12 protein-coding genes are annotated in these 13,611 nt (G+C 73.4%); 7 read left to right on the forward strand and 5 right to left on the reverse strand.

Translation table 11 applies throughout. The features are described from left to right. A partial coding sequence (locus ABD999_RS30385) for a hypothetical protein (RefSeq protein WP_345483012.1) occupies window positions 1-443 on the forward strand: 443 nt, incomplete at its 5' end. A gap of 148 nt (window positions 444-591) precedes the next feature. Here ABD999_RS30385 and ABD999_RS30390 read toward each other — a convergent pair. Together ABD999_RS30390 and ABD999_RS30395 are read right to left on the reverse strand one after the other, a co-directional pair. Beyond that, window positions 592-2,604: an FtsX-like permease family protein gene (locus tag ABD999_RS30390; RefSeq protein WP_271279836.1), complete on the reverse strand. Its 2,013-nt coding sequence runs from the start codon at window positions 2,602-2,604 to the stop codon at window positions 592-594. Then, window positions 2,601-3,278 carry an ABC transporter ATP-binding protein gene (locus tag ABD999_RS30395; RefSeq protein WP_271279837.1) on the reverse strand — a complete coding sequence of 226 codons (678 nt, stop codon included), beginning with the start codon at window positions 3,276-3,278 and terminating at the stop codon, window positions 2,601-2,603. The genes ABD999_RS30390 and ABD999_RS30395 overlap by 4 nt, the downstream gene beginning before the upstream one ends. Before the next feature lie 89 nt (window positions 3,279-3,367). Between ABD999_RS30395 and ABD999_RS30400 the strand changes: the two genes are divergently transcribed. Beyond that, on the forward strand, window positions 3,368-4,015 hold the full coding sequence (locus tag ABD999_RS30400; RefSeq protein WP_148029865.1) for a response regulator: 648 nt from the start codon (window positions 3,368-3,370) through the stop codon (window positions 4,013-4,015). Window positions 4,016-4,080: 65 nt separating this feature from the next. Then, window positions 4,081-4,794: a DUF4328 domain-containing protein gene (locus ABD999_RS30405; RefSeq protein ID WP_271279838.1), complete on the forward strand. Its 714-nt coding sequence runs from the start codon at window positions 4,081-4,083 to the stop codon at window positions 4,792-4,794. Between the two features lie 6 nt (window positions 4,795-4,800). Here ABD999_RS30405 and ABD999_RS30410 read toward each other — a convergent pair whose 3' ends face one another. The 3 genes from ABD999_RS30410 to ABD999_RS30420 form a co-directional block, all read right to left on the reverse strand. Then, a complete protein-coding gene (locus tag ABD999_RS30410; RefSeq protein WP_345483040.1) occupies window positions 4,801-8,445 on the reverse strand; it encodes a DNA polymerase III subunit alpha in 3,645 nt (1,214 codons plus the stop codon). Beyond that, window positions 8,445-8,711, reverse strand: coding sequence for a DUF6504 family protein (locus tag ABD999_RS30415; RefSeq protein ID WP_148029863.1), 267 nt, complete (start codon window positions 8,709-8,711; stop codon window positions 8,445-8,447). The genes ABD999_RS30410 and ABD999_RS30415 overlap by 1 nt, the downstream gene beginning before the upstream one ends. 78 nt (window positions 8,712-8,789) lie before the next feature. Next, on the reverse strand, window positions 8,790-9,536 hold the full coding sequence (locus ABD999_RS30420) for a GntR family transcriptional regulator (RefSeq protein ID WP_148029862.1): 747 nt from the start codon (window positions 9,534-9,536) through the stop codon (window positions 8,790-8,792). Between the two features lie 109 nt (window positions 9,537-9,645). Here ABD999_RS30420 and ABD999_RS30425 point away from each other — a divergent pair, with 109 nt between their 5' ends. Genes ABD999_RS30425 through ABD999_RS30440 form a run of 4 tightly spaced genes read left to right on the forward strand, consistent with a single transcriptional unit; the run spans window position 9,646 to window position 13,611 of the window. Then, on the forward strand, window positions 9,646-10,797 hold the full coding sequence (locus tag ABD999_RS30425; RefSeq protein WP_148029861.1) for an ABC transporter substrate-binding protein: 1,152 nt from the start codon (window positions 9,646-9,648) through the stop codon (window positions 10,795-10,797). Next, window positions 10,794-11,615, forward strand: a complete 822-nt coding sequence (locus ABD999_RS30430) for an ABC transporter permease (RefSeq protein WP_148029860.1) — start codon at window positions 10,794-10,796, stop codon at window positions 11,613-11,615. Before ABD999_RS30425 ends, ABD999_RS30430 begins: the two co-directional genes overlap by 4 nt. Then, on the forward strand, window positions 11,603-12,454 hold the full coding sequence (locus ABD999_RS30435) for an ABC transporter permease (protein WP_148029859.1): 852 nt from the start codon (window positions 11,603-11,605) through the stop codon (window positions 12,452-12,454). The genes ABD999_RS30430 and ABD999_RS30435 overlap by 13 nt, the downstream gene beginning before the upstream one ends. Then, a complete protein-coding gene (locus ABD999_RS30440; RefSeq protein WP_345483013.1) occupies window positions 12,451-13,611 on the forward strand; it encodes an ABC transporter ATP-binding protein in 1,161 nt (386 codons plus the stop codon). Before ABD999_RS30435 ends, ABD999_RS30440 begins: the two co-directional genes overlap by 4 nt.

The raw sequence follows: 13,611 nt of genomic DNA on the forward strand, positions 1-13,611 counted from the left end.
GGCTGCTGGAGGAGTTCGTGGTCTTCTGGCGCGAGCACGGCGAGGTGCTCATCCGTCAGGAGAACTACCACGAGGCCGCCTGCCAGATCATCCTCATGGCCTTCCTGCACCGCCTGGTCAACGGCGGAGGCTATCTCGATCGCGAGTACGCCGCCGGCACCAAACGCCTGGACGTACTCGTCCGCTGGCCCTACACCGGCCCCGGCGGCGAGCGGCTGATGCAGCGCGAAGCGATGGAGCTCAAGGTCTGGCGAGCTGGCAAGGACGACCCGCTGACCGAAGGGCTGGCCCAGCTCGACGGCTACCTGGACCGGCTCAGCCTCACCACCGGCGTCCTGGTGATCTTCGACCGGCGCCCCGAGGCCCCGCCGTGGAACCAACGAGGCGCCTTCGAGGAGGCGACCACCCCGTCCGGCCGCCAGGTCACCGTGCTGCGGGCCTAGGACGTGCTCCGCGATCACATCGCCGAGCCGGAGCGGCGCGTCGCCCGCGCACAGGCGGCCGAGGACCTGATCGAGCAGGCGCTCGACTGCCCGCTCCCGATCGACGAGTACCCGCGAGCGCATCGAGGCCTGGGTCCCTCCTGCCCGGTCAGTCGGGGCGGGGTGACGGGTCGGTGGTGACCGCCACCAGCAGCGGCCTGCTCAGCGCCCCGGCCCCGAGCACGCCCGCGAAGCCCAGCGCCACGCAGATCCCCAGCATGACCGCCCCGCTCAGGTTCGGGGCGCCCAGCATGAACGGCGTCGCGCAGAACACCCCGGCCGCGATCGTGCCGCCGCCCATCACGGTGAGCGGGATCAGCGTCTCGGCCCGCCGTGCCCGGTCCAGCACGGTCAGCGGGGTGCCGGCCAGCCGCAGCAGTCCGTACGTCTGACGCCGGTCGAGGACCGACGAGGCCGCGGTGATGCCCGCGCTGGCGATGGCCACCAGGAACGACACCGACAGCACCACCACCGTGCCCACCCGGACGTCGTCCAGCAACTGGAAGCCGAACCGCTGGTCGTCGGCCTCACTGGTCGGCGTCCGCCCGGGAACGAGCCCCGCCAGAGCGGTCCGCGCCCGATCGACGACCACCACCCCGACACCGCCCCCGTCACCGGCGACCGCGTCGCCCTTGCCCGCGTCACCGGCAGCCGCGTCACCTGCGGCCGGGGCGGCGTCGCCGGTCACCGTCACCGTGACGAGCTTCTCCGAGTGCTCGACCCGGGCGGCGAGCCCGGCGTCCCGCATCTGCTCGCGCGCCTGCTCGGCGACCACCGCCGGCCGCCCCTCCACCACGGCGAGCCGGAACTCCGCGTGGGACGCCCCGCTGGAGAACGCCCCCGGGCTGAGCATCCCGAGGAACCCGGCGACGAACCCGGTGAGCGCGACCCCGCTGACCGTCCGCCAGGCCGAGCGCGGATCGTCCACGAGCCTGCGCCCCGCCAGCAGCAGAGCGGGCGTCCGGGCGAAGGCGGCGGCGACGCGGCCGATGAGGCCGACCACCCACGGCCCGGCCAGGTTGAGCGAGAGCAGGGCCAGCGCGATCGCGACCGCGATGACCGTCACACTGGCCTCCAGGCCCAGCAGGGGGAAGGCTGCCAGCACCACCAGCAGCGCGAGCACCCGCAGCGCCCGCATGCCGGGCGGCGTCTGGCGCCTGGCCACGCCCAGCGGGCTGACCACCACCCGCCGCAGCCCGGCCACCGCCGACAGCCCGACCAGCAGCGGCACCGCGACGAGCGCGCCGGCCAGCACCAGCGGGTGCGGCCACAGGTCGGCGGCGAACCACGGCCCGCCGCCGATCTCGATCCGCGTCAGCAGCGGCACGGCCGCCGCGTACGCCGCGGTCCCGGCGACCGCGCCGGCGAACGCCACGATGACCGCCTCGGCCACCGTCATCCCGACGACCTGCCCGGGCGTCGCGCCGACCAGCCGCAGCGCGGCCAGCCGCTGGTCGCGCCTGGCGACCGTGAGCCGGGCCGCGGCCCCGCCGAACACCAGCAGCGGCACCACCATGAGCACGCTCGCGATCAGCGCCAGCACCTGGTACGCCTCCGCGTCCTCCGACACCCTGCCGGTGAAGTCCGCGACGGGGGTGGGCGGCCGGCCGGCGATCCAGTCGTCGCTGCGCTCGGCGGTCATGACGGGCGCGTCCGGCCGGTGCCCGACGACGGCCACCAGCTCACCGGGGTAGGCCAGCGCCTCCTCGCCGAGCACGCCGGTCACGGCGGGAAAGCGGGCCGCGAGCTGGTCGGCGGGCAGTTCGCGAGCCAGCTCGGCCAGCGCGGGCGACAGCCACGCCTCGCCCGGCGCGGGGAAGCGGTCCAGCCCCGGCGGCGGCGCGGGGGCCTTCCCGGGCAGCGCCGCCACGTCCACGACCGTCATCCGCTCGTCCCGTACGTAGTCGAACCGGGCGGCCTCCACGGCCGTCGCGCCGCTCCCCGCCGCCACCGGGTTGCGCCACGCGTCCCGGTCGCCCCTGGCCTGGAAGGCGAAGTTGGCCGTCACCGCGAACAGCAGCAGCGCCGTGGCCACCGCGACCGCCCCCAGCGTCAGCCAGGTGCCGAGCAGGCCGCGGCGACCGCCGCCCTTGAGCAGCCGCCACGTCAGATCGAGGTTCACGCCGGCACCCCGCCCGCCAGCAGCCTGCCGTCGCGGACCTCGACCGTGCGGTCGCACCAGGCCGCCACGTTCGGGTCGTGGGTGACCACGATCAGGGAGGCGTCGTTGTGCTTGGTGGCCTCCACCAGCAGCCGCATCGTCTCGTGGCCCGTGGCCTGGTCGAGCGCCCCCGTGGGCTCGTCCGCGAACACCACGGCCGGCCTGGTCACCAGCGCCCTGGCGATGGCCACCCGCTGCGCCTGACCGCCGGACAGCTCGCCCGGCCGCCTGCCCTCCATGCCGCCCAGCCCGAGCGGGCCGAACCACTGCCGGGCGGTCCGCACCGCGTCCTGGCGGGCGACGCCGCCGAGCATGAGCGGGAGCGCCACGTTCTCCTCGGCGGGCAGCTCCGGCAGGAGCTGGCCGAACTGGAACACGAACCCGAACCGGGTGCGGCGCAGCGCGCTGCGCTTCCGTTCGCCCAGGTCGTCGATGCGCTGACCGAGCAGGTGGACCTCGCCCGCGTCCGGTTTCATGATCCCGGCCAGGCAGTGCAGCAGCGTCGACTTGCCGGAGCCGCTCGGCCCCATGATCGCCACCGCCTCCGCGGCGCGCACCGCGATGTCCACCCCGCCCAGCGCCACCGTCTGCCCGAACCGTTTGGCGAGAGCCCGCCCCACAAGCACGTCGTTCATGGCTCCGAGCCTGCCGGGACGGACGGGGGCGGCGGATCGGCCATGCGTACGGTCCGCATCGGCCGTTCGGTTGACTCTAGAGTTTGGGCGTGACTATTCGGGTTCTCATCGCCGATGATCAGGAATTGGTACGCACCGGATTTCAGATGATTCTGGATGCGCAACCGGACATGGAGGTGGTGGCGGCCGTCGCCGACGGCGCCGACGCGGTTTCCGAGGCCAGGCGGCTGCGCCCGGACGTGTGCCTGCTCGACATCCGGATGCCCAGGCTCGACGGCCTGGAGGCGACCCGGGCGCTGGCGGGACCCGGCGTCGAGAACCCGATGCGGGTGGTCATCGTCACCACCTTCGACCTGGACGAGTACGTGTACGGGGCGCTGCGGGCGGGCGCCACCGGGTTCCTGCTCAAGGACAGCGGGCCGACGCTGCTGGTGGAGGCGGTCAAGGCGGCGGCCGGCGGCGAGTCGCTGGTGTCGCCGTCGGTGACGGTGCGGCTGCTGCGGCACCTGTCCGGGCCCCGCCGCTCCCCCGCGCCCCTGCCGGAACCGCTGACAGACCGCGAGCTGGACGTGGTGCGGCTGGTCGCCAGGGGACGCACCAACCAGGAGGTGGCGGCCGAGCTGTTCGTGTCGCTGTCGACGGTGAAGACGCACCTCGGGAGCATCTTCACCAAGCTGGGCACCAGGAACCGGGTGGAGATCGCCGCGTGGGCCTGGGAATCGGGTGTCGTGAGCTGATTAGCGGGTCAGCCTCCGGGATACAAGTGAATCAGAACCCACCGTATGGCCCGGGGGAGAACATCGTGCGCTTTGCCCAGGCACCGCCCACCAAAGCCGCTACCACGTCCGCCAGCAAGGTCGTCGGCAAGGCCGCCACCACCGTCTACGTGACACTCGCCGCGCAGGTACTCTCCCTGGGCGCTCTGGTGGTCTTCGAGCAGGTGCGCGGCAGACAGCTGGCCGCCGAGCTGGCCGAGTTCGGCGGGCGGCCGTCGGGCCCCGACGCCGACGCGCTGGCCGGCGCGGCGACGGTGTTCGCGGTGCTGCTGCTGATCGCCCTGGCCACCACGATCGCCGCCGCGGCCGCCCACACCACGTGGCTGGTGCGTGTCCGCCAGGCCGGCGCCCTGCCCGCGGCCCGGAGCACGGTCGCCGCCGCCTGGCTCATCCCGGGCGTCAACCTGGTAGCGCCGGCGGTGCTGGTGTACGAGACGTGGCGGGCGACCGGCCCGGCGGAGGAGAGCCGGCGCGGCCGGGTGGCCCTGGTGACGGGCTGGTGGCTGAGCTGGCTGGCGACGCTGGCGGTGTTCACCATCGTCCTCCCGCTCGACGCGCTCGACAGCCTCACCGGGCTGGGCTTCCTGGAGCTGGCGTGCCTGGCCCTGTCGGCCGCCCTCTGCGCCGCCACGGTCCGCCGCGTCACCCCGCAGCGCTCCCCCGCCGTCCGCCCCAGCGCCGGGTCCTCCGGCCGACCGGCCCCCGTCACCGCGGTCACCCGCCTGGGCCGGGCCTCCTGACGAGGATCAGGCCGCGGTGGGGCCGGAGCTGCCCGGGCTGGCGTGCCAGAGGCGGCGGGGCGGGTCGGTGACGGCCGGGCCCAGGTCGGCGTAGGGCGACAGGCGGAAGCCGTTGCCGTACTCGATGGCGCGGCCGCCCACCGGGCCCTGGTCGGCCGGGGGCCGGGCGAGCTCGGCGCGGACGGCGTCGAGGCCGCGGGCCCGCCACAGCGCGTCCAGGTCGGCCAGGTTCCAGCAGTCGAGGGCGCGGATCGAGACCGCGCGGGCGCCGGTGCGGCGGACCGCGCCGCGCACCAGCAGCAGCCACGACCCGAACACGGTGGCCGCGCACCGCCCCTGCACCGACTCGAAGAAGGTCAGGTCGACCGGCCCCGTCGAGTCGTCCAGGGTGGCGAAGATGATGCGCTGGCCGGAGCGGATCGCGGGCGTCTGGGTGGCCACCTTGACGCCGGCCACCAGCACCTCGGCCCCGTTGCGCGGGCCGAGCAGGTCCTTGGCGCGGGTCACGCCGAGCGCGTCCAGCAGCTCGTCGTGGAAGCTGACGACGTGCCGGCTGATGTCCATGCCGAGGATCTCCAGCTCGGCCTCGACCATCTCCGCGTCGGTCATCTCCGGCAGCTCGCCGGGGGTGACGTGCTCGGTGAAGCCGAGGGGCAGCTGGACGGCCGCCAGGTGGCGGCTCTCGGCGGGCGGCGCGGGCGCGTACCGCCTGCCGCGGCGCGGCCCCGCCCGCACGCCGATCGACGAGGCCCGCTCCAGCGCGCCGACCTGGGCGATCAGGTCGCGCCTGGTCAGCTCTCCGGGCCGCCACCGCTCGCCGTCGCCGGGCCGCAGCCCGTGCACCGCGTCCAGCCCGCCGACCTGCACGATCCGTTCCATCGTCGGCCGGGACGGGCGGGCCCGGTCCCAGAAGTCGGCGAGCGAGGTGTAGGGCCGGCCCGCCACCATGCGCTCCACCTCGGCCTCGCTGACCCCCTTGACGGCCGAGAACGGCACCCGCAGCGCGTACCCCTCGCCGATCTCCCCCGCCTCGAACGCGCGCCGGGGCCGGCCGGAGCCCTCCAGCCGGGCCGGGTCGACGCGGACCCGCACCCGCGGGCCGAGCCGTTCCACCCGCCAGTCCTTGGCCGACTTGTTGATGTCGAGCGGCAGGATCCGCACCCCGCACTGCCGCGCCTCGTCGATGATCACCCGTGCCGGGTACATGCCGGGGTCGTGGGTGAGCACCCCGGCGAAGAACGCGGCCGCGTGGTGCCGCTTGAGCCACGCCGACTGGTAGGTGGGCAGCGCGAACGCCGCCGCGTGCGCCTTGCAGAACCCGAACCCGCCGAACGCGTCCAGCACCTTCCAGGCCCGCTCCACCTCCTCGTCGCCGAACCCGTTGGCCCTGGCCAGCGGCACGAAGTGGTTGCGCACCCGGTCACGGCCCTCGGGCGTGCCGAGGGTGCGGCGGAGCATCTCGGCGAACGACAGGTCGCGGCCGGTCATCACCTGGATGATCTTCAGCACCTGCTCGTGGAAGACGACCACGCCGTGCGTCTCCTTCAGCGCCTCGCGCAGCCGCTCGTGCGGGTAGTACGGCTGCCGCCAGCCGTGCCTGGCCTCCAGGTACGGGGTCACCATGTCGGAGTTGACCGGCCCCGGCCTGAACAGGGAGATGTCGACGATCAGGTCGTGCATGGTGCGCGGCTCCAGCTTGGAGACCAGCTCGCGCTGGCCGGGCGACTCGATCTGGAAGCAGCCGAGTGTCCGGCCGGCCCGGATCATGTCGTACGTCTCCTGGTCGTCGTGCGGGACGTACCGTACGTCCGGATCGTCGCCGCTCTGGGCGTCGAGCTCGACCGTGACGCCGTCGACCCGCTTGATCTCGCCGAGCGCGTACGCGAGCGCGGACTGCATCCGCACCCCGAGCACGTCCAGCTTGAGCAGCCCGGCCTCCTCCACGTCGTCCTTGTCGAACTGCGACATGGGGAACTCCAGCAGGCTGCGCTCGACCGGGGTGAGGTCGCGCATCCCGGAGTTGCCGACCAGCACCCCGCACGGGTGCAGCGCGATGTGCCTGGGCAGCCCGTCGAGCTTCTCCGCCAGCCGGAACACCCGCTCCAGACCGGCGTCGCCGAGCCGGCTCTCGCGCAGCTCGGGCAGGTCGCGCAGGGACGCGGTGATCTGCATGGCACGGATGTGCGGGAACGCCTTGGCAATGGCGTCGATCTCGTGCGGCGGCAGCCCCATCGCGCCCGCCACGTCGCGGATGGCGCTGCGCGCCCGGTAGGTCTCCATCATGGACACGCACGCCACCCGCGACTCCCCGTACCGGTCGAAGATCGCCCTGTAGCAGTCGAGGCGGCGCGCGGACTCCACGTCCACGTCGATGTCGGGCAGCCCGATCCGGCCCTCCGACAGGAACCGCTCCATGAGCAGGCCGTGGTCGATCGGGTTCACCTCGCCGATGCCGATGAGGTAGTTGACCAGGCTGCCCGCGCCGGACCCGCGGATGGCGCAGCGCACCCCCATCCCGCGGATCATGTCGGTGATGCCGGACACCGCGACGAAGTAGCCCGACAGCCGCTTGCGCTCGATGACGTCGAGCTCGGCGGCCGCCCGTTCCCTGGCCTCGCGGGAACGGCGCAGGCCGCGCTCGGCCAGGCCGTCCGCGACGCGGTGGCGCAGCAGCGGCACCGGGTCGCCGCCGATCTCCGGGAGGTGGAGGCGGGGCGGGCTCTGGCGGAGCGCGAGCAGCTCCACCGGGTCGGCGGCGCACGCCTCGGCGATCTGCCGGGTGGTGCGCAGCAGCCTGCCGATCCGGTCCCCGTCGTGGCCGCAGATCTTGGCGGCGACCTGGGCCATCTCCTTGCCGCTCTTGAGGTAGGCGTGGGAAGTGGTGCGTTCCAGGTGGCGCGGGTGCAGCGGGACGAGCTGGCGGGCCGCGTCGAGCACGTCGCCGACCTGGTGGTCGGCCGGGTCGAGGTAGCGGACGGCGTTGGTGAGCACGGCGGGCACGTCCATGGACTCGGCCAGGGCGAGCATCCGCAGCGCCGTGGCGGCGTCGTGGAACGCGTACTGGTCGACCAGCTCGATCACCACGCCCGGCAGCGCCTCGCGCCACCGGCCGAGCAGTGTCCGGGCGTGGTCGTCGCGCCGCTCGGCCACCGCGCGGCCGACGTCGGAGCGCGGGCCGAGCAGCACCGCCAGCCCGCCGTCGCCGGCGGCGTCCCACTCGGCGGCCAGCCCGCGGGTGATGCGGGGGTCTCCGCGCTCGCCCGCGTAGTGCGCGGCCGTGACCAGCCGCGCCAGCCGCGACCAGCCGCGCGAGCGCGCGAGCACGGTCACCCGGTCCTGCGCCCCCGGCCCGGTCCGCGGCCGGGCGTCACGCCCGCTCGTCCGGCTCGGCGGGGCGATCGGCCACATGTCCGGTTCCGGATCGCCGAGGGCCAGGTTGACGCCGAACACCGGCGCGATCCCGGCGGCCGCGCACGCCTGCGCGTGTTTGACCGCGCCGTACAGCCCGTCGCGGTCGGTCAGCGCCAGGATGTCCATCCCGTGTTCGAAGGCCCGCTCCGCCAGCGCCTTCGGGAACGCGGTGCCGTAGCGCATCGAGTAGGCGGAGCTCACGTTGAGGTGCGGGAACGGCCCCGCCGTCCGGCCGCCCATCAGTCCCACGCCCGCAGGAGCAGCCAGCCGCCGCTGGCGGTGTCGAACCTCAGCTCGTACGTGCCGGCCTCGCGCCCGGGGCTGGCCTCGACCCGCCAGAACCGGCGCTCACCGGGGTCGCTCTCGCTGATCTTCCACCATTCGCGGGCCACCACCCAGTGATCGAGCACCTGGCGGACGAGATAGAGCCGGTCACGCCAGACGAACTGGGTCGGCTCCCCGTCTCTGGTCCACACCTCTATCGGATCGCCATAGAGTCTGCTCAAGTCGCTTCTCCCCGCGGCTCTGGTGCCTATGCTGAGCCACCCGGGGGAAGGCGGGCGCTATGACTCGAACATATGTTCTTACGCGCCGAAACGCAAGTCGCCCGCGTGCCGCACGAGCGGGTTCGCCCCGATCGAGTTGCGGATGCTGAAGGCCACGCTCCCCGCCCGGTAGCGGTCGTCCGAGCACTCCACCGCCCTGCCCTCGTGCGTGGTCGTCACCCGGCGCTGGCGCAGCAGCGGGCTGCCCCGCCTGACCCCGAGCAGGCGCGCGTCCCGTGTGCTCGCGGGCACCGCGTCGATGAGGTGCTCGCCGTAGGCGAACACCAGCCCCGCCGACTCGTACAGCGCCTCGGTCACGGACCCGCAGCCGGGCGGCAGCCTCTCGACGGCGCCGGCGATCCACTCCGCGTACGCGGTCCGCTCCAGCAGCACCGGCTCGTCCTCCAGGGTGCGCAGCCGCAGCACGTCGAGCACCTCGCCGGAGCCGAGCCTGGCCGCCTCGGCCGGGGTGGGCGGGCGGCGGCGCTGGGCGATCACCTGGCCGCCGTACCGGTAGCCGTTGGCCCGCGCCCACTCGGCGAAGCTGTGCAGCTCGGCGAAGCTCTGGCTGCGCGCGGTGCCGAGCACGATGCGCCTGGCCCCCTGCCGCGACCCGACCAGGCCCTCGGCGGCCAGCACGGCGACCGCCTGACGGACCGTCCCCCTGGCGGCGCCGTGGCGGGCGGCCAGCTCCGACTCGGACGGGAGCTGCGAGCCCACCGGGTGCACGCCCGAGAGGATCTCGCCCCGCAGCTCATCGGCGATCAGTTCATAGCGCGCAACCATTACCGACCACCCCAGTTCATGAAAGAGCAACGTATATGCGACTTACTGGTGCTCGCTTGTTTGTACAAGTTCCCCTACATTCCTCCCACACCCCCGGAGTGGAGGCCACGTGTTCACACCTCGCGCTCGTGCGGCAGGCGTCATCGCCGCCCTTACGGTAGTCACCGCGGCGTGCGGCGCCGCGCCAGGAACCCAGACGTCGACGGCCGCCGAAGGCGGGGTGGACGCGCGCACCGCAACCTCGGCGGCCGACTTCGGCGGCTTCGACAAGCTCGTCGAGGCCGCCAAGAAGGAAGGCGACCTGCACGTCATCGCCCTGCCGCCGGACTGGGCCAACTACGGCGAGATCATCAAGACCTTCGAGGCCAAGTACGGCATCAAGATCGAGAGCGAGGACCCGGACGCCGCCAGCGCGGACGAGATCAACGCGGTCAAGACCCGCAAGGGCCAGGACCGCGCCCCCGACGTGCTCGACCTGGGCCAGTCCTTCGCGATCAGCGGCGCCGCCGAGGGCCTGTTCGCCCCGTACAAGGTGCAGACCTTCGACAAGATCCCCGAGGGCCAGAAGGAGCCGACCGGCCTCTGGGTGAACGACTACGGCGGCTACATCTCCATCGGCTGCGACGCCAAGAAGATCACCACCTGCCCGAAGAGCTTCGCCGACCTGCTCAAGCCCGAGTACAAGGGCAAGGTGGCGCTCAACGGCAACCCCACCAAGTCCGGCTCGGCCTTCGCCGGCGTGTACGCCGCCTCGATCGCCAACGGCGGCTCGTTCGACGACATCCAGCCCGGCATCGACTTCTTCAAGAAGCTGAAGGACGCGGGCAACTTCAACCCGGTCGAGACCACCCCCGCCACGATCGAGAAGGGCGAGACCCAGATCAGCATCGACTGGGACTACAACAACGCCGCCTATGCCCCGCAGATGGCGGCCAAGGGCCTCGACTGGCAGGTCAACGTGCCCTCCGACGGCCAGTACTTCCAGATGTACGCCCAGGCGATCAACAAGGACGCCCCGCACCCGGCGGCGGCCCGCCTGTGGCAGGAGTTCCTCTACAGCCCCGAGGGCCAGAACCTCTACCTGAAGGGCTTCGCCCGCCCGGTCCTCATGCCCGCCATGCAGGCCGACGGCAGCATCGACAAGGCGGCGGCCGAGGCGCTGCCGGCCGTCGAGGGCGAGCCGGCGTTCCCGACCACGGAGCAGGTCGACGCGGCCAAGAACAAGCTGGCGAGCGGCTGGGACGCCGCGATCTCCGGATGAGACGGTCCCCGGGGTGGCTCGGCACGCTGCCCCTGCTCGCCTTCTACGCGTTCGTGTTCGGCATCCCGCTGGCCGCGCTGCTGGCGGGGGCCTTCACCTCGCGCGGCGAACCGACGCTGGCCAACGTGCGGCAGAGCCTGGAAGGCGGCAACCTGACCGCCATGGCCGGGAGCGTGCAGGTCTCGGCCGTGGTGGCGCTGTCGGGGGCCGTGCTCGGCACGTTCCTCGCCTACGCGGTGGTCACCTCCCGGTCCACCGCGCTGCGCAACGCGGTGCTGACCGCCTCCGGCGTGCTGGCCAACTTCGGCGGCGTCCCGCTGGCCTTCTTCTGGGTGGCCACGCTGGGCAACTCCGGCGTGGTGAGCGGGCTGCTGGGGCTGCCGTCGGGGTCGCTGTACTCGTTCTGGGGCCTGGTGATCGTCTACCTGTACTTCAGCGTGCCGCTGATGGTGCTGGTGATGGCGCCGGCCCTGGACGGGCTGCGGCCGCAGTGGCGGGAGGCGGCGGCCAACAACGGCGCCACCGCCTGGCACTACTGGCGCTACGTCGGCCTGCCCGTGCTGACGCCCGCCCTGCTCGGCGGGGTGGTGCTGCTGTTCGGCTCGGCCTTCGCCGCCTACGCCACGGCGGCGGCCATGGGCGCGGGCACGGTCGTGCCGCTGGTCACCCTCAAGATCGCCAACGCGCTCACCAGCGACGTGCTGATCGGCCAGGAGAACGTGGCGCTCGCCCTGAGCCTGGACATGATCGTGATCGCGGGCCTGGTCATGCTGATCTACCTGCCGCTGCAGAGGAGGACCACCCGATGGCTGCAGTGACGGGCCTGGAGCAGCCCCTCGTCACCGCCCCCGCCCGGCCGGCCCGCCCGCGCGCCTGGCGGGCCGCCGTGTTCGTGATCGCCGGGCTGTACTTCCTGGTGCCGCTCGGGGCGTCGCTCTGGTACACGATCTACACGCCCACCACCGGACTGTCCTTCGAGCCCTACGCCGAGTTGCTGACGGCGGAGGGCTTCGCGTCCAGCCTGTCGCTGTCGCTGGCGCTCGCCCTGGCCACGATCGCGCTGGTGCTGCTGCTGACGCTGCCCGCGATGCTGGCCGTCCGGCTGTTCGCGCCGGGGCTGCGGCCCCTGATGGAGGTGCTCTGCACGCTCCCGCTCGTGGTGCCGCCGATCACGTACGTGGCCGGGCTGAGCACCTCGCTGCGGGTCGGCGCCGACGTGCTCGCGCCCACCCCGTTCTGGGCCACGCTCATCGCCGTCCAGGACCCGGGCTTCCCCGTCGTGCTCGTGCTCGCGTACGTGGTCCTCGTCCTGCCGTTCGTCTACCGCTCGCTGGACGCGGGGCTGCGCACCATGGACGTGCGGACGCTGGTGGAGGCCGCGCGCAGCCTCGGCGCGTCGTGGCCGCACGTGATGTTCCGCGTGATCATCCCCAACCTGCGCTCGGCCCTGGCCAGCGCCTCGTTCCTCACGCTCGCCCTGGTGTTCGGCGAGTTCACCGTGTCCAGGCTGCTCGGCTACCAGCCGTTCGCGGTGTGGATCGTGACGATCTCCGGCTCGCGCGGTCAGGTGTCGGTCGCGGTCTCGATCCTCAGCCTGCTGCTCATCTGGCTGCTGCTGCTTGCGGTCTCCACCGCTTTCGGGAGGGAGAAGAAGTGACGTCCAAGGTGGAGTTCCGCGGCCTGCGCCGGGTCTTCGGCAAGACGGTGGCGCTGGACGGCCTGGACCTGACCATCGAGCCCGGCCAGTTCGTCGCCCTGCTCGGCCCGTCGGGCTGCGGCAAGACGACGGCGCTGCGCTGCGTGGCCGGGTTCGAGCGTCCCGACTCCGGGGCCGTGCTGGTCGACGGCAAGGACATCACCGACGTGCCCGCCAACAAGCGCGACGCCGGCATGGTGTTCCAGTCGTACTCGCTGTTCCCCAACCTGAACGCGCGCGACAACGTCGCCTTCGGCCTGCGCGTGCGCGGGGTGCCGACCGCGACCCGGCGGGCCAAGGCGGACGAGCTGCTGGAGCTGGTCGGCCTGCCCGGGCACGCCGACCGCTACCCGCACCAGCTCTCCGGCGGCCAGCAGCAGCGCGTCGCGCTGGCCCGCGCGCTCGCCCTGGAGCCGCGCGTGCTGCTGCTCGACGAGCCGCTGTCCGCGCTCGACGCCAAGGTACGGGTCGCGCTGCGCGAGGAGATCCGCCGGCTCCAGCTCGGCCTGGGCATCACCACGATCTTCGTCACGCACGACCAGGAGGAGGCGCTGTCGATCGCGGACCGGGTCGCGGTGCTCCGCGACGGCCGCCTGGAGCAGGCCGGCCCGCCCGCCGAGGTCTACGACCGGCCCGCCACCCCGTTCGTCGCCGAGTTCGTCGGCACCATGAACCACCTGCCCGGCCGGCTCGCCGGCGACGGCAAGGTGACGGTCCTCGGCCAGACGCTGCCCGTCGACGGCACCGCCCCCACCGGCCCCGACGTCACCGTCCTCATCCGCCCGGAAGCCATCCAGGTGACCCTCGCCGCCCCCGACCCCGGCCCCGGCCCGGACTCCGCCCCCAGCCCTGGCCCCGACCTCGGCCCCGACCTCAGCCCCGGCTCCGGCACCGGCTCCGGCACCGGGTCCGGGTCCGGTCTCGGCGAGGTGGTGACGGCGTCGTTCCGCGGCGCGTCCGTCCGTCTCCGCCTGTTGCTGGACGGTCACGAGGTGCTCGCCGACGTGCCCGGCCACGAGGCGGCGCGGCTCGCCCCCGGCACCCGCGTCGCGATCCGCCTCGTGGAGCGTCCCGTCCTGGTGGCCGCGCGCGCCGCCCCCGTGCCCGATGCCGTCTGA

Origin of the sequence: Nonomuraea ferruginea (assembly GCF_039540635.1) — a bacterium.
Lineage (GTDB): Bacteria > Actinomycetota > Actinomycetes > Streptosporangiales > Streptosporangiaceae > Nonomuraea > Nonomuraea ferruginea.

What these genes read in the sequence shown, in the direction of transcription:
- ABD999_RS30395 (WP_271279837.1), bottom strand. Translation starts at nt 3,278, where the DNA reads ATGAACGACGTGCTTGTGGGGCGGGCTCTCGCCAAACGGTTCGGGCAG.
- ABD999_RS30410 (WP_345483040.1), bottom strand. Translation starts at nt 8,445, where the DNA reads ATGGGCGGCCGGACGGCGGGGCCGTTCCCGCACCTCAACGTGAGCTCC.
- ABD999_RS30420 (WP_148029862.1), bottom strand. Translation starts at nt 9,536, where the DNA reads ATGGTTGCGCGCTATGAACTGATCGCCGATGAGCTGCGGGGCGAGATC.
- ABD999_RS30430 (WP_148029860.1), top strand. Translation starts at nt 10,794, where the DNA reads ATGAGACGGTCCCCGGGGTGGCTCGGCACGCTGCCCCTGCTCGCCTTC.
- ABD999_RS30435 (WP_148029859.1), top strand. Translation starts at nt 11,603, where the DNA reads ATGGCTGCAGTGACGGGCCTGGAGCAGCCCCTCGTCACCGCCCCCGCC.